Annotated in this window: 17 protein-coding genes; 7 read left to right on the top strand and 10 right to left on the bottom strand. The window is 62.5% G+C overall.

The features are described from left to right. Positions 1-16: 16 nt before the first annotated feature. Both C489_RS03695 and C489_RS20650 read right to left on the bottom strand, forming a co-directional pair. Positions 17-784, bottom strand: a complete 768-nt coding sequence (locus C489_RS03695; RefSeq protein WP_006429799.1) for an SDR family NAD(P)-dependent oxidoreductase — start codon at positions 782-784, stop codon at positions 17-19. Next, a complete protein-coding gene (locus tag C489_RS20650) occupies positions 781-915 on the bottom strand; it encodes a hypothetical protein (RefSeq protein WP_006429798.1) in 135 nt (44 codons plus the stop codon). The genes C489_RS03695 and C489_RS20650 overlap by 4 nt, the downstream gene beginning before the upstream one ends. 147 nt (positions 916-1,062) lie before the next feature. Here C489_RS20650 and C489_RS03690 point away from each other — a divergent pair, with 147 nt between their 5' ends. Genes C489_RS03690 through C489_RS03660 form a run of 7 tightly spaced genes read left to right on the top strand, consistent with a single transcriptional unit; the run spans position 1,063 to position 9,963 of the window. Further along, on the top strand, positions 1,063-4,980 hold the full coding sequence (locus C489_RS03690) for an ATPase, T2SS/T4P/T4SS family (protein WP_006429797.1): 3,918 nt from the start codon (positions 1,063-1,065) through the stop codon (positions 4,978-4,980). Then, on the top strand, positions 4,977-7,049 hold the full coding sequence (locus C489_RS03685) for a type II secretion system F family protein (RefSeq protein WP_006429796.1): 2,073 nt from the start codon (positions 4,977-4,979) through the stop codon (positions 7,047-7,049). The genes C489_RS03690 and C489_RS03685 overlap by 4 nt, the downstream gene beginning before the upstream one ends. Before the next feature lies 1 nt (position 7,050). Continuing rightward, entirely contained in the window at positions 7,051-7,614 is a 564-nt protein-coding gene (locus C489_RS22520; protein ID WP_049890556.1) for a DUF7287 family protein, read from the top strand. A 1-nt stretch (position 7,615) separates the two neighbouring features. Continuing rightward, positions 7,616-8,233, top strand: a complete 618-nt coding sequence (locus tag C489_RS03675) for a DUF7288 family protein (RefSeq protein WP_006429794.1) — start codon at positions 7,616-7,618, stop codon at positions 8,231-8,233. Then, positions 8,227-8,676 carry a hypothetical protein gene (locus tag C489_RS03670; RefSeq protein WP_006429793.1) on the top strand — a complete coding sequence of 150 codons (450 nt, stop codon included), beginning with the start codon at positions 8,227-8,229 and terminating at the stop codon, positions 8,674-8,676. Before C489_RS03675 ends, C489_RS03670 begins: the two co-directional genes overlap by 7 nt. A gap of 1 nt (position 8,677) precedes the next feature. Further along, on the top strand, positions 8,678-9,169 hold the full coding sequence (locus tag C489_RS03665; RefSeq protein ID WP_006429792.1) for a DUF7266 family protein: 492 nt from the start codon (positions 8,678-8,680) through the stop codon (positions 9,167-9,169). Continuing rightward, positions 9,166-9,963: a DUF7289 family protein gene (locus C489_RS03660; RefSeq protein ID WP_049890554.1), complete on the top strand. Its 798-nt coding sequence runs from the start codon at positions 9,166-9,168 to the stop codon at positions 9,961-9,963. The genes C489_RS03665 and C489_RS03660 overlap by 4 nt, the downstream gene beginning before the upstream one ends. 14 nt (positions 9,964-9,977) lie before the next feature. Here C489_RS03660 and C489_RS03655 read toward each other — a convergent pair whose 3' ends face one another. The 8 genes from C489_RS03655 to cheY all read right to left on the bottom strand — a co-directional run bounded on the left by C489_RS03655 (position 9,978) and on the right by cheY (position 19,793). After that, on the bottom strand, positions 9,978-11,330 hold the full coding sequence (locus C489_RS03655) for a hypothetical protein (RefSeq protein WP_006429790.1): 1,353 nt from the start codon (positions 11,328-11,330) through the stop codon (positions 9,978-9,980). Between the two features lie 113 nt (positions 11,331-11,443). After that, positions 11,444-12,325 carry a CheR family methyltransferase gene (locus tag C489_RS03650; RefSeq protein ID WP_006429789.1) on the bottom strand — a complete coding sequence of 294 codons (882 nt, stop codon included), beginning with the start codon at positions 12,323-12,325 and terminating at the stop codon, positions 11,444-11,446. Continuing rightward, on the bottom strand, positions 12,322-12,837 hold the full coding sequence (locus C489_RS03645) for a chemotaxis protein CheD (protein WP_006429788.1): 516 nt from the start codon (positions 12,835-12,837) through the stop codon (positions 12,322-12,324). The genes C489_RS03650 and C489_RS03645 overlap by 4 nt, the downstream gene beginning before the upstream one ends. Then, positions 12,834-14,102 (bottom strand): chemotaxis protein CheC, encoded by a 1,269-nt coding sequence (locus tag C489_RS03640; RefSeq protein WP_006429787.1) that lies wholly within the window; start codon positions 14,100-14,102, stop codon positions 12,834-12,836. Before C489_RS03640 ends, C489_RS03645 begins: the two co-directional genes overlap by 4 nt. Next, positions 14,099-14,704, bottom strand: coding sequence for a chemotaxis protein CheC (locus C489_RS03635; protein WP_006429786.1), 606 nt, complete (start codon positions 14,702-14,704; stop codon positions 14,099-14,101). Before C489_RS03635 ends, C489_RS03640 begins: the two co-directional genes overlap by 4 nt. 34 nt (positions 14,705-14,738) lie before the next feature. Then, complete coding sequence (locus tag C489_RS03630) at positions 14,739-18,221, bottom strand: chemotaxis protein CheA (protein ID WP_049890576.1); 3,483 nt, start codon at positions 18,219-18,221, stop codon at positions 14,739-14,741. Further along, a complete protein-coding gene (gene cheB / locus C489_RS03625) occupies positions 18,214-19,434 on the bottom strand; it encodes a chemotaxis-specific protein-glutamate methyltransferase CheB (RefSeq protein ID WP_006429784.1) in 1,221 nt (406 codons plus the stop codon). The genes C489_RS03630 and cheB overlap by 8 nt, the downstream gene beginning before the upstream one ends. Continuing rightward, a complete protein-coding gene (cheY, locus tag C489_RS03620) occupies positions 19,431-19,793 on the bottom strand; it encodes a chemotaxis protein CheY (RefSeq protein ID WP_006181855.1) in 363 nt (120 codons plus the stop codon). The genes cheB and cheY overlap by 4 nt, the downstream gene beginning before the upstream one ends. Positions 19,794-19,840: the final 47 nt, after the last annotated feature.

The following is a 19,840-nucleotide window of genomic DNA, read 5'->3' as shown; positions in this document are numbered from 1 at the left end:
AACCCCGGGTAGGAACTCAGCGCGCCGTCCAGCCGCCGTCGGCCGCGAGCACGGACCCGGTCACGTAACTCGAGGCTTCGCTCGCGAGGAAGACGACCGGGCCGGCGATCTCTTCGGGCTCGGCGAACCGCTCCAGCGGCGTGCGATCGATGATCGACTGGCGCAGTCGCTCGTTGCCCTCGAGGTCGTCGGTGAGTTCCGTCGAGACGTACCCCGGTGCGACGGCGTTGACTCGGACTTCCGGTGCCCAGTCCAAGGACATGCTCTTGGTGAGTCCGACGAGTCCGTGCTTCGAGGCGACGTAGGGGTGCTGGCGCGGCAGCCCGACCAGTCCGCCGACGCTGGCGACGTTGATGACCGAGCCGCCGTCGCTCTCGTGGAGGTGATCGGCGGCGGCGTGGGTGACCTCGTAGGCCCCGTTCAGATTGACGTCCAGCACCCGATCGAGGCTCTCGGTCTCGACATCTTCGGGTCGGCCCAACGCATCGTCGGGATTGAAGCCGGCGTTGTTGACGACGACGTCGACGCCGCCGAACTCGGCGGCCGCGCGGTCGATCACGTCTCCCACGGCGTCAGGATCGGTCACGTCCGCGGGAACGGCGACGGCGTCGCCGCCCGCGGCCTCGATGTCCGCGGCGACGGCCTCGATCTCGTCCGTCGAGCGGGCGCTCGGAACGACCGCCGCACCCGCGTTCGCCAGTTCGACGGCGATCGCGCGGCCGATACCGCGGCCGCCGCCCGTTACCACTGCGACTCGTCCCTCGAGATCGAACAGATCGCTCATCGGTCCTCCATTTCGTCGTCGCCCACGTCAAGCTTTTCGCGCAGTCCTTTCTTGTCGAACTTCCCAGTCGCCGTCTTGGGAATCCGTTCGACGACGCGGGTTTCGTCGGGATGCCACCAGCCGGGTCGCATGGATCCGTCTACTAGCTAGTTAATGTAGACTAAGAACCATGTTATACAAAACCTGTTCGTGTGTACACGAAATCGCCCGGCGCAGGATTATCAGAAATGGTAATGGGCGGATGAATTTTTTGAAGGGTGAGCGTTCGTGTAGACGCAATGGCTATTGACGAGGCCGACCAATCGGATGCCGGGGACTTTTCTGAGGGGGAGGCATCCGACGCTGCGTCGGAAGACGAGCGGTCTCATGGGGCTGGCCCGATATCGGATTCGGCGGTCAGCGTCGGCGAGTACACGTGGGAAGAGTTCATGGACGAGTACGGGCACGGCGACGAGATCGCCGACCTGTACCCGGACGACCCGATCGCAACGGACGATCAACTCGGGCTCGATACCGACGAGAACGTCGGCTCGAGGGTGCCGACCGGGGACGACTGGAATCAGGTCGAGTTCGATCCGGCATCGTATCTCGGCCACCACCCCGACGACCTCACGGATCACGTCTTGCCCACCGCCGGCGACGACGCCGACACGCTCTGGGAGATTTTCTGCGAGTATGTCGATCCGGAGACGACGCCGGTCGTCAAGGACACCTGGACCTGGGAACACTACAAGTGGGAGTACTACTACGACGAGGACGGCAGTCGCCCGCGCGACGGTGACGGCGAGATCGTTCGTCACGACGAGGAGGAGGCCCTCGGCTTCGATCCCGACACGGTAGAGTCACGTCTCGCGGCCGGCAACGACGCCGCGTTGGAACTCGACGAGATCGTCGAGGAACGAACAGTCAACATTCAAGAAGATATCGAGGAAGACGAGTTCTTCTCGACGGCCGCGGGCAACACGACCGTCTCCAATCGCTACGACCTCGAGAAGGCCGTTCCGTTCGAGAAGAAGACTCACTTTCAGGAAGTCGAGCGCTACTGGGTGAACAAGCCCTACGCCTACGTCGTCATTTTCCACTCGGAGAAGGAAAACGAGAAGAAGTACTACATGATCGAGCCCTACCGGAACGAGATCGAGATCGAACTTCAAGAGTTCCTCTCGGGCAAACTCCGGAAGGCGATCAAGTACTCCGAGGACGGTGTCAAGGAACAATCGACCGAGGACGGCCGCCGGACGGTTATCGAGGACGAGACTCGACGGCTGTTAAAGCGATATGATCTCTTCGAAGCGACCTCCGGCGAGACGGCCGAGGGAATCCTCGAGACGCTCCGTGGACTGCTCGACGACGACGAAACGGAAGTCGAGGACGCCGGACCGAGTCAACTCGAGGGGCTCTCCGTCCGTCCCGAGCCGGCGGTCCTCGCGGACGATCCGGACACGCTGAGCGAGTATCAAGTCGAGAAGCTGCTCTACCTGCTCAAACGGGACTTCATCGGCTACGAGCGCATCGACGGGATCAAACACGACATCAATGTCGAGGACATCTCCGTCGACGGCTACAACTCGCCGGTGTTCGTCTACCACTCCGAGTACGAGCAGATCATCACGAACATCTACCATGGCGAGGACGAACTCGACGACTTCGTCGTCAAACTCGCCCAGCGCTCGGGCAAGGGGATCAGCAAGCGGCTCCCGCAGGTCGACGCGACCCTGCCCGACGGTTCTCGCGCCCAGCTCACGCTCGGAGAGGAAGTGTCCGACCACGGGACCAACTACACGATCCGACAGTTCAAGGATGTCCCGTTCACGCCGATCGACCTCATCAACTGGAACACGTTCAGCCTGGACGAGATGGCCTTCCTCTGGCTCGCCATCGAGAACCACAAGAGCCTGATCTTCGCGGGCGGTACTGCATCCGGGAAGACGACATCGCTGAACGCCGTCTCGCTGTTTATCCCCTCGAGTGCGAAGATCGTCTCGATCGAGGACACCCGGGAGGTCGAACTGCCGCAGCGAAACTGGATCGCGAGCGTCACGCGACCGTCGTTCTCCGACGATGAACAGGGCGACGTCGACGAGTTCGACCTGCTCGAAGCCGCGCTGCGCCAGCGGCCCGACTACATCGTGATGGGCGAGATCCGTGGCGAGGAAGGCCGGACACTGTTTCAGGTCATGTCGACCGGTCACACCACCTACACCACCTTCCACGCCGACTCCGTCGACGAGGTCCTCAAGCGATTCACGACGGACCCGATCAACGTCTCGAAGACAATGTTCACGGCGCTGGATCTGGTCTCGATCCAGACCCAGACCCGGGTCCAAGGGCGGAAGGTCCGCCGGAACAAGTCCCTGACCGAGATTAACCACTACGAGGCCGAACACGACGAGATCAACGTCCAGGACGTCTACCAGTGGCAAGCCGAAACCGACGAGTACCTCAAGATGGGGGACTCGAACACGTTAGAGGAGATCCAGTTCGACCGCGGGTGGAGCAACGAAAAGCTCGAGGAGGAACTGTTCAAGCGGGAGGTCATCCTCGCATACCTCATTAAGAACGAGCTGAACACGTACGCGCAGGTCGCCGCGACGGTCCAGGCCTTCATCAACGACCCCGATACGATCCTCACGCTCATCGCGAACGGCCAACTCGAGGACAGCCTCGAGGACCTCCGCGAGATGGAGAGCGTGCTGATCGACGTCGATCCCGAAAAAGAGGAACTCGTGCCCCGGCCCGAGTCGACCAGCGAGACGTACAACCTCTCGATGGATATCTTGGAGCGGGCCGAGGAATCGGTCTTCGAGGAGTTCCGCGGCGAAGTACCGAGCGGGCTCGCGAGCGCGCTCGGTGATGTCGAGGAAGAGAGCACGATCGACGTCGACCGCGCCGACAGCGAGGAGTTCGAGTTCGGCGGCAACGTCGACGAGACCGTCGACGAGGACGCCTGGGAGTTAGGCGACAGTTCGGCCGAGTTCGCGATCGACGGCGACGACGGGGGCGACGAGCCGGCGTGGCTGAGCGAAGACTCCGGGTTCGATGTCGAACCGACTGACGGCGAGCCCGAGGATGCGACTGCCGCGACGGACAGTGGCACGTCCACTGACGAACTGGCCGCCGCCGACGCCAGTACCGACCGCCAAGATGTCTCGAGTAGCGAACCGCAGGAGGGCCCGGCTGCCGACGCTGGGGCGACCGCGGAACCGGAGACGGAGCTGCCGACCCGACCGGACACGGAAGTCGATGCGAGTCCCTCGAGTGCGACGAGTCCGGCGGCTGAACCGGGTGAGAGCGGTACGAACGGAACGTCGGCCACGAGTTCGGACGGGCCAGACAGTTTTGACAGCTCGAGCAGTCCGGACGATTCGGGTGAGTCGGCGGTTCTCCCACATGACGACGCCGAAGACGGGGATCTCGGCGGGTTGTTCGACGATATGGGCGGACCGATAGACGAGATCGACGGTCCCGGTTCCGAGGAGACCGCGTCGACCGGCGATTCGATGGCCTCTCATCGACCGGACACCTCCGGATTCGACTCGATGTTCCCGGAAGACGATCTCGATTCGATCTTCGATCCGGAATCGGGCGGGGAGTCGGATGGGAACGGGTTCAGTGAGCAACTCGCTGACGAGGACGAGTCAGCATCGGAGACGACCGACGAGGCATCGACGACAGAGACGCCGACCGATTCGACGATGGACTCGAACGCCAAGAACGAATCCGACGGGTCGGAGCCGGCCACCGTTGAGTCGACGACTCCCGATGACACGAATACGGAGGACTCGAGCGACGAGCGGGAACCGCCGACGATCGAAATCGACGACGGGACCGCGGACGCGGACCCGCCGGACGGGTCCGACGACGATGACGAACCGATAGCCAAGGCCGAACCGGAATCGGAACCGGACTCGAACCCGGGTTCGGCCGAGTCAGTCGACGACGAGCCGACAGCCGACGAATCGCAATCGCGCGACGCCGGCGACGATGGCAAGGGCGACTCGATATTCGGCGGCGGCTCGGAGTCCATTTTCACCGACGACGCGGACGAGGCCGACGATGACGGCTCGCTGTTCGACGACGGAGACGGTGACTCGAGCGATGACGAGTCGATTTTCAAAGGTGACGCCGACGATGAGTCGACGGAGAACAACGGCGGTATCTTCGGCGCTGCGGACAGCGACGAGGACGACTCATGAGCCTCCAGACCGACGACAGCGGCGGTTCGGGCATGTCGGCCAGCTCCGACGGGCTCGGTGATTGGTTCTACCCCCTCTACGATCGGCTGTTCGATGAGGACAGCGAGTTCGTCAGCGACGTCGAGACGAAACTGGCACAGGCCCGGATGACGGATACGGTCGAACTCTACCTCTCTCGGGCGCTCGGAATCGGTTTCATCAGCGGGCTCAGCCTCTGGCTGATCGGCCTGCTTCTCGGTTACGGCATCTTTGCCATCGGTCTCCTCTCGAACGAGGCGCTCATCGGTATCCCGGTCGGCCACGGACTGCTCCTCGATATCATCGAGATGATTCGCGTTCCGGCCGTCGTCTTCGTTACCGGACTGCTATTCGGATCGATCGGCTTCGCGGTCGGCTTCGGATCGATGGTCGCGATCCCCTACTCGCGCGCCTCGGCCCGCAAGCGCGAGATTAACATGCTCCTGACCGACTCGGTCTCGTTCATGTATGCCCTGTCGGTCGGCGGGCTGAACCAACTCGAGATCATCGAGGCGATGGCCCAGGCCGACGACACCTACGGCGAGGTGGCAAACGAGTTCCAGAGCATCGTCAAGGAGACCGAATACTTCGATATCGACTACCGAACGGCGATCCGAAAACAAGCGCTCGAGACGCCGAGCGACGACCTCTCGCAGTTCCTGACCGACATGCTCTCAATCGTCAACAGCGGTGGCGACATGGAGAGCTTCCTGCAGGATAAGAAAGAAAAGCACATGCGCACCGCAAAGCAGGAACAAGAACTCACCCTCGAGACCCTCGAGTTGTTCGGCGAGATGTACATGACGCTGTCCCTGTTCCCGCTGCTTCTGATCATCATCATGGTCGTCATGAAGATGATCCCGGACGCGACCGTGACGGACAACATGCTCTATATGGTCGTCTACGGACTTATCCCGATGATCGGCGTCGGCTTCATCGTCCTCGTCTCGACGGTTAAACACGACGACCCCGGCGACGGCTACCTCTCGATGGGGAACACCGATCAGCGGACCGAAACGGGACAGGGCGACGGATTGCTGAGCCTCGGACTCGTCGAGCAGTTCACCGGCGAACACAGCGTCTTCGACCGGATCAAGAACCGCGAGGGGACCTACGAGACGATGGAGGTCCTGCGAAACCCCCACTTCTTCTTCCGCGACCATCCGCTGGTCACTCTCGCGATAACCGTTCCCCTGACACTGGTCATCGTCGTCACGGCCGTTGTCAACGGCGCAGCGCCGCTGTCGTGGGCGGAACTCCTCGACAGACCGATCTGGGGGACGTTCCTCTACATCTACCTGCCGCTGTATATCACCGCGATCCCCCTCGCGATCTTCCGCGAGTGGAACGTTCGGCACAGAAACTCTGTCGTCAACAAACTCTCCGAGGACCTCCGCAAACTCTCGAGTTCGAACGACACCGGACTGACGCTACTCGAGTCGCTCAAGGCCGTCTCCGACACCACGAACGGCAAGCTGGCCCGCGAGTTCGAGATGATGCACACGAAGGTCAACTACGGGATGAGCCTCAAGGAGGCGTTCATCGAGTTCAACAACAAGTACCACATCCCGCGACTCGCCCGGACGACGCGGCTGATCACCGAAGCCCAAGAGGCGTCGAACCAGATTTCGGACGTCCTTCGGACGGCCGCGACCGCGAGCGAGAACCACGACGACATCGAACGCGAGCGAAAGTCCCGAACGCGGATGCAGATCGTGATCATCATCATGACGTTCATGACGGTGCTCGCGGTGATCGCGATCCTCAAAACCCAGTTTATCGATACGATGGCCGGCCTCAACGCCGGCGGGAGCGGTGCCGAGACAGGCGGATCCGGTGCCGGAGGCGGGGGCGCGACGAGCGGCGCGAACCTCAGCGAGAACATCGACGTCGATATGCTCTCGGTGTTGTTCTTCCACGCGGTGACCCTCCAAGCGATCATTTCCGGGTTCATCTGTGGCTACATCCGGGACGCCGACCTGCTGAGCGGGTTGAAATACGCGATCGGACTCTCCTCGATCGCACTTATCGGCTGGGTGCTGGTGGCCTAATATGAGACGCAACCAAACACATCAACGGCGAGGGAACTCCCAGCGACCACGGACGATCTCGATCTCGCTGAATCGGCGGGGCCAGACGACGCAGGATTTCGCCATCGGTATCGGCGTCTTCCTGCTAGCGATCGCCTTCGTCTTCTCGTTTCTCCCGTCGGTCGTGACGCCCTTCGACTCGACGGTCGGCGGCGCGGAGACGGCACAGGCTGACCGAATTGCGGACCGAATCGTCCACAACACGTCGACGGGATCGGGCAACGAAATTAATTCGACGGCATTCAACGATAGATATGTCGACGGAGATTCTGAGGATCTGACCGAGGAACTCGGTCTTCGGGCGACCAATGATACTCGAATTGATCGGGTAAACGTCAGTATCGAGAATCTCAGTAACGATTCCACGATCGGAGATTCTGGGAATTGGACAACCGGTGACGTGTACGATGAACAGGCAGCGGCTAGTTCGGCTCGGATCGTTACGGTCGTAAACGAGAATGGTAACGGGAACAATAGTAGTGCTCGCTGTAACCCAGCATGTAGACTTGTCGTGAGGGTGTGGTGAAATGATGTTCGACACAGAGCAAAGTGATGTTGATCGCGGACAAGCGTATACCCTCGAGGGATTCATCAGCGCGATGGTCGTGTTGATGGCCGTGCTGTTCGCGCTGCAGTCGGCTGTGATCACACCGACGACGGGCGGCTTATCCGACCGGACGGTACAGGCCCAGATCCAACAGGAAGCACAAGATGCGCTGCTGGTTTCCGCTGTTGACGAGGACAAAAACCTCTCATATATGGTCCGCTACTGGGGAGAAGACGGTTTCGAAGGTACAGAACCCCCGACTGCACCAAATGGTGATAAGACGTACAATACGAGTGATTTCAAGAGCAAATTCACGCTCGGAAAGATTATGGAAAGACGGTTCGCTGAAAACGGCTGGAGTTACAATGTCCACCTTTATCCACAAGGGACAAACAACGCATCTACCCTCGTCTATCAAGGGAGCCCTCCGTCCAGTGCGTTGACTGCAAGCTACACTGTCACGCTATACGATAATCAGACTGTGACCGCTTCGAGCGACGAAAATCTTCAGGAGGTTGAAAATCCACCATTTGAGAGCCCATATAGCAACGAAACACCGCTCTACGATGTCGTAGAGGTACGGGTGGTCATATGGTGAGCAACGATCACAACCGTGCACAGGTGATCCTCATCGGAGCGGTCTCGCTTGCGTTCATTATTCTGGGAATCGTCGTCGTCTTCAACGGTGTCCTCTATACGGAGACGCTGTCCTCCGGTGGAACCAGTCAAAGTGCGGGCAATGCTGACGTGATTGAGCAGGAGGTCAATCAGAGTGTCGGTTGTCTGCTTGTACAGGTGAAAAACCAATCAGATACAAATAACAACGATAATTTAAAGCATCTAGCAGAGGACAACATTTCGGCGTTCAATACTGCCTATCAAAACACGACGGCACATTCGACACCGACGGCCGTAAATCTCAGCAACGTCAACGCCACCGCTGACGGGGGATCCTTGCAGAATGTTACTATGACCGTGGCGTACGACTCGAATTCACTCAGTTACAGACAGAAACTGAATATCACACCGGAGTGTCCCTAAAATGCCCACAACCGGCCGATACGATGAGCGGGATCGCGCCGTCTCGATCACGATCACACACGTCCTCACGATCGGTATCACGACGATTCTCATCGCCATGCTGTTGACAGCGTCCGGAACCATGCTCGAGTCGGAGACAGAGCGCAGCGCTGATTCCTCGCTCGAGACGGTCGGCGAACGGATCGCCGACGAAATCGGCAACGTCGATCAGATCGCGAACGAAACCGATGACACCGTGACTCTCACGACTGAGCATCCACGGACAGTCGCGAGTTCTCGGTACACCGTCGAGCTGCAGGCGGACTGCAATAACGCCCCGCTGCTTGAAGAGAACACTGCCTGCGTGAAACTGACTGCACAGGACACTGACGCCGTTGCTCACGTACCGATCAAGACTGACAACGATATCAACGAAACGTCGTCAGCAACTGGCGGAACGATCGAAATCATCTATGAAAGTGATAAGATACGAATTAGGAGCTGGAATCAATGAGACGAAGGCAATCTGTGTCAGGACAACGGGATTCCCGTGCGGTATCCGACGTGCTCGCGTTCATCCTCGTGTTCGCGATCATCCTCAGTTCCGTCACGCTGTTGTCGATGACTGGGTTTCAGGCTATGCAGGACTATCAGGAGGCCGAACAACTGCAAAACGCCGACCGGGCGATGGAGGCACTTGCCGTGAACTTCAACGACGTCATCCGATACGATGGAATCGAGCAACGCTATGGCGAACTCGCGCTGCGGGAAGGGACGGTTAGCACCGGCGATAGCGGAACGACACTGAACATCTCGATCGACGGGGACCGAATAAACGAAACTGACCCCGATCTGTTCGCCGATTACGGAGGTGATGCCAATGCCACCGTCAACCTCGGTGAATTCATGTATACCTCTGAGGGTGATCGAATCGCGTACGAGGGTGGTGGTCTTATGCGGGGACACGAGTCGGAGTCGTGGAGCCTCGTCAGCAAACGACCCCAATTGCGATGCGGCGACGAGACGGCAGTTATCTCGCTCGTCAGGGTCTCAGCGGATGACCGGTCGATCCAGAGCAGCGAGGGACTCGGCTTTACGATGTCCGTCGAAAACCGCAGTAGCAAGGTCTACAACAACACAGACAAGGTGAATATCTCCGTCGAAGAGAGCGCTTACGACGACGCGTGGAAGTCGACGCTCGAGAGCGGAGACTGGGGCGAATCCGATACGGGTGTGTGCGCTGTCGGTGATGGCAGTGGGTCTGGACGGGTCGTCGTGACGCTGGTTGAGGTCGACGTCGAGTACTAATAGCCGACTTCCGATTACGTTTCTTCCCAATCGCCAGTCAACATTACCCGAAAGCCGGCTCGAGCGGCCAACGCCTCGACTCGAGCAGCCCGATCGTCGATGTCGCCCGCAGTCGCGAGATAGAGACCGTTCGAGAGCTGTGCCGATTCGGCCATCGGTGAGCCATCAGCGTGAGTGGGCTGGGCATTCAGGACGGTGCCGTCGGCGTCGTCGGGGCTCCACGGGACGTGGACCCCGGAGAGGCCACGTTCGAAGAGGTATTCGGCGGTTTCGACGAGCGCTCCGTCCGCAGTGGAGTGACCGATCGCCCCGATCGAACCGCGGTCGTTGAAGAATCGGACGACGTATTCGCCGTCAGTCTCCGCAGTGGTTCCGTCGTCACCGTTTCTGCTGTCGCCACCTCGGTTGGCGTCGGGCTCAGCGTCGGCAGCAGACGATTGCTCCAGTCCGTCATCTCGAGCGGCAGACGGTGCTTCGCCATTTCCTTCGGGCCCGGCCAGGTCGTCCGCGTCCGCATCGGATCCGGACCCAGCGTCCGTGCTCGAGCCCGCAGCGTGCTCTCGGTCAGTCGGTGCGGCGTCTCTGTCAGGTACGGTGGTACCGCCGGTACTGGGCGGGGACCCGTTCGATCCGGACCGTGGGACGGCATCGTTTCCGGCGGCCGTCGGTGGTCCGTCGTCGGTGAGCGCCGACTCGCTGAACCGAACCGAGACGTCCGACGCGGGCTCCTGTCGTTCCGGGTCGTCTTCGGCGAACGCGACGACCAGCCGATCGAGGAAGCGATCGGCCGCGGACTCGAACTCGTCGGCGTAGACGTCGCCCTGAACGGTGGCCGCTGCGAGCCGATCCGCGATCGCATCGACGAGTTGCGGTCGCTCGACGGCGAGTTGTCGGGCGACGTGGGTCCGCGAGTGCTGTTCGAGTCCGCGGCCGAGGGTCTCCCTCGAGTAGTCAGCGAGCGTCACTTCGCTGTCGGTGAGTTCGGACAGTCTGAGCGCGCGGTACTCGATGTCGGTCGTGCCCGCAAGCAGCAGGTACTGGCGACCGTTGGTGTAGATCGCGCGGTCGACGCCGGTCCACGCCATCGCTTTTCGAAGCGCGTTCGCTCGAGCTTCTTCGAGTGAGTCGTCGTAGGCCTCGACGGCGACGAACAGCGCCGGAACGGAATCGATCGACGGCACGTACTCGAGTCGGGTGCCATCGACGGACCGGTCCGTGATACACGAGTCGGCACGGCAGTCCCAGCCGAGCGTCTCGAGGAAGGGTTCGACGAGCAAGGTCCGGGTCTCCCGGCGGGTGGTTGGCGGTGAGGCGTCGACCAGTGCCCCGACACGGGTGACGAACGGGTGGAGGTCGGGCGAAGGCATCCACCGGGGATATTCGGCGGACCGTCATGTAACGAGTGGTTGTCTTCCAGTGTGCGAACAGGACAGCACGCCGGTTCAGGAACTGAGACCCATGTCGGAACGGCTCGCCGCCCTCACCGCTCGCGCTGGTAGATCCGCAAGCGAGCCTCGCGGACGGCAAAGGACGACTGGAGGGTCGGCGGGATCGTCTCGGCTTTGCCGATAACGAGATAGCCGTCGGTTCGAAGCGACCGGGCGATCGTCTCGAGCATCGGCCGTTTATACTCGTTGTCGATGTAGATGAACAAATTGCGACAGATGACGAGGTCGAAGCCCGATTTCGGCTCGTCGTTGATCAGGTCGTGGCGTCGAAAGCGGACGTTCCGCTTTACGTCGTCGGTGATCCGATAGGTTCGACCGTCGACATCGACGTACTGCCGGTACTCGCCCAGAAAGGAGAGTTGCTCGTCCAGATCGACGGTCCGTGATTCCTCGTAGACGCCCGCTTGCGCCGTCTCGAGTGCGGGCGTGCTAATGTCGGTCCCGAGGACGTAGACGTTGGAGCCGTCGATCTCCGGGTCGTCCCGAGCGAGCATCGCGATCGAGTACGGCTCTCGACCGTCCGCACACGCGGCGCTCCAGATTCGAACGGGAGGCCCGTTTTTCGACAGTGTCCGGAGGACCGAGCGAATCCCCGACCAGACATCGGGGTTCCGAAAGAAGCCGGTGACGTTGATGCTCAACGCCTCGAGCAACGCCTCCTGCTCGGCCGGCTCGGTTCGCAGTTTCTCGAAGTACGCGCCGTAGGTCTCACACTGCGTGCGGCGCATTCGCGAGGAGACGCGTCGGTCGAGGTAGCTGTTGTTGTAGTGGCTCGTCGCGAACGCCAGTTCGTCCTCGACGAACGCGAGGAGGTCGGCGAAGACCTCGTCGTCGCCGCCGACTGTCTCGGTCTCGTCAGCGACGATGTGGCCGTCGGGATCAATGCCGGTGTCACCGGCACCGTCGCCGATCACAGTTCCGTCACTCCGTTGTCCCCGTCGGACGTCTTGACGGTGAGGACCCCCGTTCCGGGCGTGAACTCGACGGTTCGCCCGTATTCGCCGCCGACGTCTTCCGCCTCGAGGGGCACACCGAGTTTCTCGAGTTCCGCTTTCGCGGCGACGATGTTTCGCTGCCCGACGCCGTCGCCGAAGCTCTCGAACTCGAACATGTCGCTGCCGCCGGCGATTTTCGCTTCGACGGCGGTGTAGTTTGCTCCCTGCTCGACCATCCGTCGGAGCAGCGCGCGGATCGCCGTGTCGGCGTACTTGCCGGGCTTGCGGTCGCTGTTGTCCGCGGTGTCTCCGTCGGGTAACATGACGTGTGCGAGGCCGCCGATCCCGGTGTTCGGATCGTACAGTGCGATGGCGAGACACGAGCCGAGCCCGTAGGATTTGAGCGTGTCGTCGCCATCGCTGACGACCAGTTCCGAGATGCCGACTTGGACCGGCGTCGGTGCGCCCGGTTCGGTGCCGTAGGTTTTCATGCGTTATCGACTTCCTGGAACTCCGCCGTCGTCTTGGCGTCTTCGATCCGATCGACGTCTAAGTTGTTCAGCGCCCGCTCGAGGTCGGATTCGTCGGGGATCGCGTACACTTCACAGTCGAACTCGCGGCCGTCGGCCATGACGACCGTGTCGAAGACGAAGGCAAAGTCCTGGTTTTCGCCGAGCTGGATGATCACCGGGTCGACGGCGGCCGCGCCGATGTCGTGGATGAACTCCGGCGTCGAGTGGTCGATCGTCGTATCGAGGACGTTCGCCCAGCCGTCGAGGAACCCGCTGGCCATGATGTTGCCGAGTTCTTTGATCGCGCTGGTCCCCATCTCGCCGAAGCCGTCCTCGTCGACCTCCATGGGAACCATCGCGTCGACGATCTCGTGGGCGGACTCCTCGTCGAACAGGAAGAGGAGATAGCCACTCGGCATCCCGTCGAATTCGAAGGCGACGCCGACGAGTTTCTCGTCTGCGACCTGCTCCGGAATCGCCTCGAGCGAGACGAAATTCAGCCGGCGGATGTCGATGCTGGTGTCGATGCCGGTCAGCGTCGTCGCCGTCTTGGCGACCTCCTCGGCACCGCGTTCGGCCATCCGGTCGAAGCCGTCGAGTTTGTCGTACTCGATGCCCTCGCTCGTGCGCAGTCGCTCCAGGAGCTTCGACATCGACTCGCGTTTCGGGAAGAGGTAGTGGCTGAAGCCGACTTCGGTACCGACGGTTTCGATCCGGCTCTGGAAGAGCAAGGCGAGGTCGTCGTCGGCCGGGGCCTCGTCGATATCACCGAAGAAGGGCTCGGCGGTCTGGCCCTCGACGAACTCCGGCGTCGAGACGTCGATGACGGTCTCTAAGACGTCGGCCCAGCCGTCGATGAACCCGCTGTTCATGATGTGGCCGACTTCGGTCGCGGCGCTCTCGGTCATCTCGTCGAAGGCGTCGACCTCGCCCAGCTCGGTATCGCCCTCCGAGTCCGAGTCCGCTTCGGCGAGTAAGGTTTGGACGATCCGGAGTGCGTTCTCGCGGTCGAACACGACGACCGAGTAGCCCTCGATCCCGCCGGTTAACTTGACGCGAACGCCGACTTTCTCCGTCGAATCCTCGAAATCACGCTCGATCTCCTGGCCGCGCATGAAGTTAAGTTTCGTCACGCCGACCTGTGTCTCGACGCCCAGCATATGGGTGAGTCGGCCCGCCGCCAAGCCGGCACCCTCTCGAGCCATCCGGTAGAACGTGCCGAGTGCGTTGACGTCGAGTTTCATGCGGGTTGGACGTCGATGCCGTTGACCATTTCCACGAACTCTTCCAAGTCGGGGAATGCGTATATTTCGGCTTCGATCTGGTAGCTGGGGACGGATAGGTCCGAATCGAAGAACAGGGCGAGGTCGTCGCCGCCGAGGCTGGCCGTCCGGGTGACGATGTCCTCCGTCGGCGCGTAGACGAGTTGCGGTGCGGCGATGTCGATCGCGCGACCGAGCACGTCGGCCCAGCCGTCGATGAAGCCGCTGGCCATCATGTTGCCCATCTCCTCGACGGCGCTGCGGGCCATCTTTCCGGAGACGTCGCCCATGTCGTCGACGACGTCGCGCAGCATGATCGCGGTGATCTTCTTCGCGCTGGCCTCGGGGAAGAGAATGAGGATGTGTCCGTGCGGCGGGTCGAGCAGCCGGACGCGGACGCCGACCCGTTTCCCGCTGTCGAGTTGGGACTCGATGTCCTCGACGTCGATGAAGTTGGTCTTTGTCACCTCCATCTGGGCGTCCTCGCCGGTCAGTTTGCTCATGTTGTCGGCGACGCCGTTCGTCCCGACCTTCGCCATCTCGTTTATGAAGCTCAGCTTTCGAATATCGACCATCATCGTCATAGGTTTCTCCGTGGGTGTCGGTGTTTGCGTTCGTTCATAGTGTCGTCACATCCAGTATGTTGACTACTTCCCCTCGTCCCCGCACCGTCGCACCGCTGATCCCCGGAATGCCGCTCATAACGCCCTCGAAGGGCTTGACGACGACTTCCTGCTGTCCGTGGACGTGATCGCAGTGCAGCGCCACTTCCCGGACCTCGTCGCGAATGCGGACGACCATGCCGTCGCCGTTGCCACCGGGCATCGGCGTCTCGAGGACATCGGCCAGCGAGAGAACGGGATAGTCGCCGTCCTCTCCGGGGAGGATGGAATCGCCATCGATCGTCTCGATCGCGGTCGCCGTTTCGATATCCTTCACGGCCTTGGTCGGGACGCCGAACTCCTCGCCGCCACTCTCGACGAAGAGGATCTCGTCGATCGCGACTGTCACCGGGAGCCGCATCGTGACGGTCGTTCCGTCGCCCTCATCGCTGTCGATCGAGACCGTGCCGTCGAACTCCTCGACCGTCCGCTTGACGACGTCCATCCCGACGCCGCGGCCGCTGACGTCGGTCACCTCGTCGGCCGTCGAGAGCCCGGGATGGAAGATCAGATCGTAGGCCTCCTCGTCGGGGAGAGAGTCCGCCTCGGACGCCTCGAGGATACCGGCCTCGACGGCCTCGGAGCGGAGCCGATCGGGGTCGAGCCCGCTCCCGTCGTCCTCGACAGTGATGGTAACGCGGTCGCGCGAGCGGTCGGCGTGGACCTCGACGGTCCCGTCGCGTGGTTTGCCGACTTCCTCGCGGCGCTCGGGGGGCTCGATCCCGTGGTCGACGGCGTTGCGAACCAGGTGGATCAGCGGGTCGCCGATCCGATCGAGAATACTCCGGTCGAGTTCGACGTCTTCGCCGGTCATCTCGAAGGCGACCTCCTTGTCCTGATCGCGGGCGATGTCGCGGACGACCCGCGGCAAGCGGTTCGTCACCGACTCGAGCGGCACCAGCCGGATGTCCATCACCGTCTCTTGGAGGTCCGTCGTCAGGTCCGACAGCGCGTCGAGTTCCGTCTCGAGCGCCGAGTTGCCGTCGTTTTCCTCGGCCGCGTGCCGGAGTCGAACGCGACTCGTCACCAGTCCCTCGACGAGGGTCAGCAGCGAGTCGATCTGCTCGACATCGACCCGGACCGACTGAATCTCGTCGGTCTCGGCGTCGGCGTCCGGCCGGTCGGTCGTCTCGGGCAGGGAGATATCCGGAATCTCCAGCTCCGGCTCGTCGACGATCCGCACCACGTCATCGTCGTCGCCGTCGTCGTCCGAGGCGGTCGAATCGTCGCCGAACGAGGCGGCCGAGGGCAGACTCGAGTCGTCGGCCTCGGCGTCTGACTCCGGCGAGTCGAAGCCGGCATCAGCCGTGTCGAATTCGGCGGTGTCGGCGAACGCCTCGTCGGATCCCTCGTCGAACTCGACCTCGAAGTCGTCGTCGGACGCCGGTTCGGATTCGATCAGGTCGGCCGAGAGGTCGTCGAACGAGTCGTCATCGACCCCGAAGTCCTCGTCGCCGAAGGGATCCGTGTCGTCGCTTGCGGCTTCGAAATCGTCGTCGAAGGCCGCCGTCGGCTCGAAGTCGTCCGCGGCGGACTCGCCGAACGAGTCGGTCGCCGGTTCGTCGTCCGCTCCGTCCTCCGCGGCCGTCACAACGTCGTCCGATTCCGCGGCCGTTGCAGTATCGTCGGCTGCCTCGGCTGTCGCGATATCGGCGCCCTCGAGGCCAGCCGTCCCGCCAGCGTCTGGGGATTCGGTACCGGTCTCGACCGCTTCGGGGGCGGCATCGTCGATCGAATCGACGGCGTCGTCGTCATCGGCTCGAGAAGTGGCCTCGGCCGACTCGACCGCATCGGCAGCGCGCGCGCCCGCTGGCTCGTCGGTCGCCGTGTCGGCTCCGTCCCCATCGTCGATTTCGCCCGTCGGCGACGCCTCGAGCGGGTCGTCGTCGGACGCTGCGTCGTCGACGTCCGTCGCTGCCGTCATATCGTCTTCGTCAACCGCTGCCGACGCGTCGTCCGAGTCGAACTCGAGGGCGTCAACGGCGTCGTCGAGGTCGTCATCGGTCGATCCGACCGCCTCGGTCGTGTCGCCGTCAGCGGTCGCCTCGTCAGCGACCGATTCGTCGTCGCCGTCACCATCGGACGGGTCCGCGTCGACGAGCATTTCGTCGATCGCATCCTCGGATGGCTCCGTTCCTTCGTCCGGTTCCGCGCCGACCAGGATGTCGTCGACCTCGCTCTCGGACGGCTCGGCATCGTCGAGGAACGAGTCGTCGTCGGCGTCCTCGCCGAGGAGTTCGTCCATGTCGACTTCCTCCTCGTCGTCGAACTCGTCGAACTCGAGCTCCTCGAGTTCGTCCTGTAACTCGTCGAAGCCGACCATCTCGACCTCGTCTTTGAGTTCGTCGAAGACTGCACCGGCGTCGTCGACCTCGTCGTCCGTGTCGGCGTCCGTCGCCGCCTCGGCTTCGGCGGTGTCGGAGGCAGTCGCGTCGTCTTCCTCAAGGGAGTCGGCCGGCGGTTCGCCGGGTTCGGCCTCGAGTTCGGCGACGTCATCCTCGTCGAGTAAGTCGTCGAACGAGCCGGCTTCGCCCATGTCCTCGAAGGCGTCGAGTTCCTCGTCCTCGACGTCTTCGACCATCTCGTCTAAGTTGTCGAACTCGTTGAACTCGTCGAGCAGGTCGTCGACCTCGAGGTCTTGGGCTTCGTCGGACGAAATGTCGTCGCCGGGTTCCGCATCGGCGGCGGGCTGGTCTGTATCGGCGGCCTCGTCGCCGTCGAACTGATCGCTGACGTCGACGATTTCGAAGTCGTCGACCTCTTCGACCGGCTCGAGGCCGGAGGAAATCGCGGCTTCGCCGACCGCGGTCCCGAAGACCGCGTCGAAGGCGGTGCCGTAGTCCGCGGCCTCGATCGCCTCGCGGGGCGGGTCGGTGCCGATCAGATCGAACGCGTCGATTAGGGCGTCGACGACCAGTTCGCCGTTGTTGACACCCTCGCGCTGTGTGATCGCGAGCCGCGCGAGGTAAACGTTGTGCGCGTCGTCGGCCGGCGGCTCAAACCGGGAACAGACGTCGTCGATCTCGCTTGCCGTGGGCGTCCGGATTCGAGCCCCCGCGACATCCGTGTCCGCGAGGTGGTCGCGAAGCGCCTCGATCGTCGCCGACGGATCGGTCTCGATCTCGCCGGTCTCGGCGACCTCGTCGACCATCGTCTCGAGTTCGTCGACGGCGTCGAAGACGACGTCCATCAGGTCCGCCGTCACTTCGAGGTCGTCGCGGCGGACGGCATCGAGCAGATCCTCGATCGCGTGGGCGAGGTCGCTGGCCGATTCCAGCCCCATCGCCCCGCAGTTCCCCTTGAGGGTGTGTGCGATCCGGAAGATGTTCTCCATCGCCGCCTCGTCGTCGGGCTCGCGCTCGAGCGTGAGCAAGGCGTTGTTCAGTTCCGTAATCCGTTCTTCGCTCTCCTGAACGAAGTCCGTCAGATAGTCACTCATCATTCTCACCGTCCGTCGTGAACGCGTCGACGATCGCGCCGACGATATCGCCGGCTGGCGCGACCCGTTCGACGCAACCCGTTTCGATTGCCTGACAGGGGATACCAAAGACCGGGCTCGTCGCCTCGTCCTGTGCGATCGTGTGACCGCCGGCGGCCGCGATCGCTTCGATCCCGGCCGCGCCGTCGCGGCCCATTCCGGTCAGGACGACGCCGCAGAGCCCGTCAGAGACCCGTTCGGCGGCGCTTTCCATCGTCACGTCGATCGCCGGCCGCACGCCGTGGACCCGGTCGCCATCGCGGTCGAGTCGCAGCCTGAGCGCGTCGCCGACGTTGCTCGCCACCTCGAGGTGGGCGTTTCCCGGCGCAACCGCAGCCTCGCCGGGACGGAGTCGATCGCCGTCCGCGGCTTCGCTGACGTCGTACGCGCTGTGGGAGTCGAGTCGATCCGCGAACCGTTCGGTAAAGCCCGGCGGCATATGCTGGACGACCAGCACCGTCGCCTCGAGATCGGCCGGGAGTTGCTCGAACAGTCGTTCGACGATCTTCGGGCCGCCGGTCGACGCGCCGATGACGATCGTCGGCGCGGTCGTGCGCTCACCGTCGACGGCGACCGGGGTCGTCTCCTCGTCGGGTTCGGAGCCGGTCCCGATGCCGGGCGTGGCGTTCGGCCCGTTCGTGCCGTGGTCGGACAAGAGCCGGGTATCCGAGCCGCCCCCCACGACGGCGTTTCCGGTCGCGGTTCCCCGCGCCGGGCTGTCGGTCCCTCTCGTTCGGGTCGCGTGGGCCGTCGCGGCCGCTCGCGCGAGGGCGATCGACGACACGTCGGCCTCGGCGAGTTCGTCGACTTTCGCGACGACCTCGTCCGTGAGGTGGGCGACGTTGCGCGAATCCGACCCGTCGGGTTTGTGGAGGAAATCCACGGCCCCGCGTTCTAGGGCGTCGAGTGTCGCCTCCGTGCCGCGTTCGGTGTGAACGCTGAGCATGAGGATCGCGGTCGGATTCGACGTCATGATTTGCTCGACGGCGTCGATACCGCCCATCTCGGGCATCTCGACGTCCATCGTGACGACGTCCGGATCGAACGCGTCGACGCTCTCGACCGCCTGTGAGCCGTTCGCTGCCGTTTCGACGTCGTAATCCGCCGCCTCGAGCGCGTTGCCGATGACTGTCCGCATAAACTTCGAGTCGTCGACAACGAGTACTCGCGTCATGCAGCGACGACGTCCGAAAGGGCCTTTCTGACGCTGGGTTCTTCGAACGGTTTCGTGACGTAGCCGTCCGCGCCAGCCTTCACGGCGAGTTTCATTTTCTCACGCTGTCCGACGCTCGTACACATGATGACGCGGGCGTCCGGGTCGATCTTCTTGATCGCCGCGGTCGCCTTGATGCCGTTGCATTTGGGCATCACGATGTCCATCATGACGATGTCGGGGTCGTGTTCTTTGTACAATTTGACGGCTTCAGCGCCGTTGGACGCCTCTCCGAGAATGCGGTAATCTTGTTCCAAGATCTGACGCAAGAGGTTCCGCATAAAATGAGAGTCGTCCACGATGAGCACCCCTGTCGACATTCAGTAGTACACCAAATTCTCGTAGAGATACAACTACCATAAATGCT

The sequence above is a fragment of the Natrinema versiforme JCM 10478 genome (assembly GCF_000337195.1).
Taxonomy (GTDB): domain Archaea; phylum Halobacteriota; class Halobacteria; order Halobacteriales; family Natrialbaceae; genus Natrinema; species Natrinema versiforme.
This window is presented reverse-complemented; position numbering and strand designations above follow the sequence as displayed.

Coding starts and splice junctions, on each gene's coding strand:
- C489_RS03695 (WP_006429799.1), bottom strand. CDS start 784: ATGAGCGATCTGTTCGATCTCGAGGGACGAGTCGCAGTGGTAACGGGC.
- C489_RS20650 (WP_006429798.1), bottom strand. CDS start 915: ATGCGACCCGGCTGGTGGCATCCCGACGAAACCCGCGTCGTCGAACGG.
- C489_RS03690 (WP_006429797.1), top strand. CDS start 1,063: ATGGCTATTGACGAGGCCGACCAATCGGATGCCGGGGACTTTTCTGAG.
- C489_RS03685 (WP_006429796.1), top strand. CDS start 4,977: ATGAGCCTCCAGACCGACGACAGCGGCGGTTCGGGCATGTCGGCCAGC.
- C489_RS22520 (WP_049890556.1), top strand. CDS start 7,051: ATGAGACGCAACCAAACACATCAACGGCGAGGGAACTCCCAGCGACCA.
- C489_RS03675 (WP_006429794.1), top strand. CDS start 7,616: ATGATGTTCGACACAGAGCAAAGTGATGTTGATCGCGGACAAGCGTAT.
- C489_RS03670 (WP_006429793.1), top strand. CDS start 8,227: ATGGTGAGCAACGATCACAACCGTGCACAGGTGATCCTCATCGGAGCG.
- C489_RS03665 (WP_006429792.1), top strand. CDS start 8,678: ATGCCCACAACCGGCCGATACGATGAGCGGGATCGCGCCGTCTCGATC.
- C489_RS03660 (WP_049890554.1), top strand. CDS start 9,166: ATGAGACGAAGGCAATCTGTGTCAGGACAACGGGATTCCCGTGCGGTA.
- C489_RS03655 (WP_006429790.1), bottom strand. CDS start 11,330: ATGCCTTCGCCCGACCTCCACCCGTTCGTCACCCGTGTCGGGGCACTG.
- C489_RS03645 (WP_006429788.1), bottom strand. CDS start 12,837: ATGAAAACCTACGGCACCGAACCGGGCGCACCGACGCCGGTCCAAGTC.
- C489_RS03640 (WP_006429787.1), bottom strand. CDS start 14,102: ATGAAACTCGACGTCAACGCACTCGGCACGTTCTACCGGATGGCTCGA.
- C489_RS03635 (WP_006429786.1), bottom strand. CDS start 14,704: ATGACGATGATGGTCGATATTCGAAAGCTGAGCTTCATAAACGAGATG.
- C489_RS03630 (WP_049890576.1), bottom strand. CDS start 18,221: ATGAGTGACTATCTGACGGACTTCGTTCAGGAGAGCGAAGAACGGATT.
- cheB (WP_006429784.1), bottom strand. CDS start 19,434: ATGACGCGAGTACTCGTTGTCGACGACTCGAAGTTTATGCGGACAGTC.
- cheY (WP_006181855.1), bottom strand. CDS start 19,793: ATGTCGACAGGGGTGCTCATCGTGGACGACTCTCATTTTATGCGGAAC.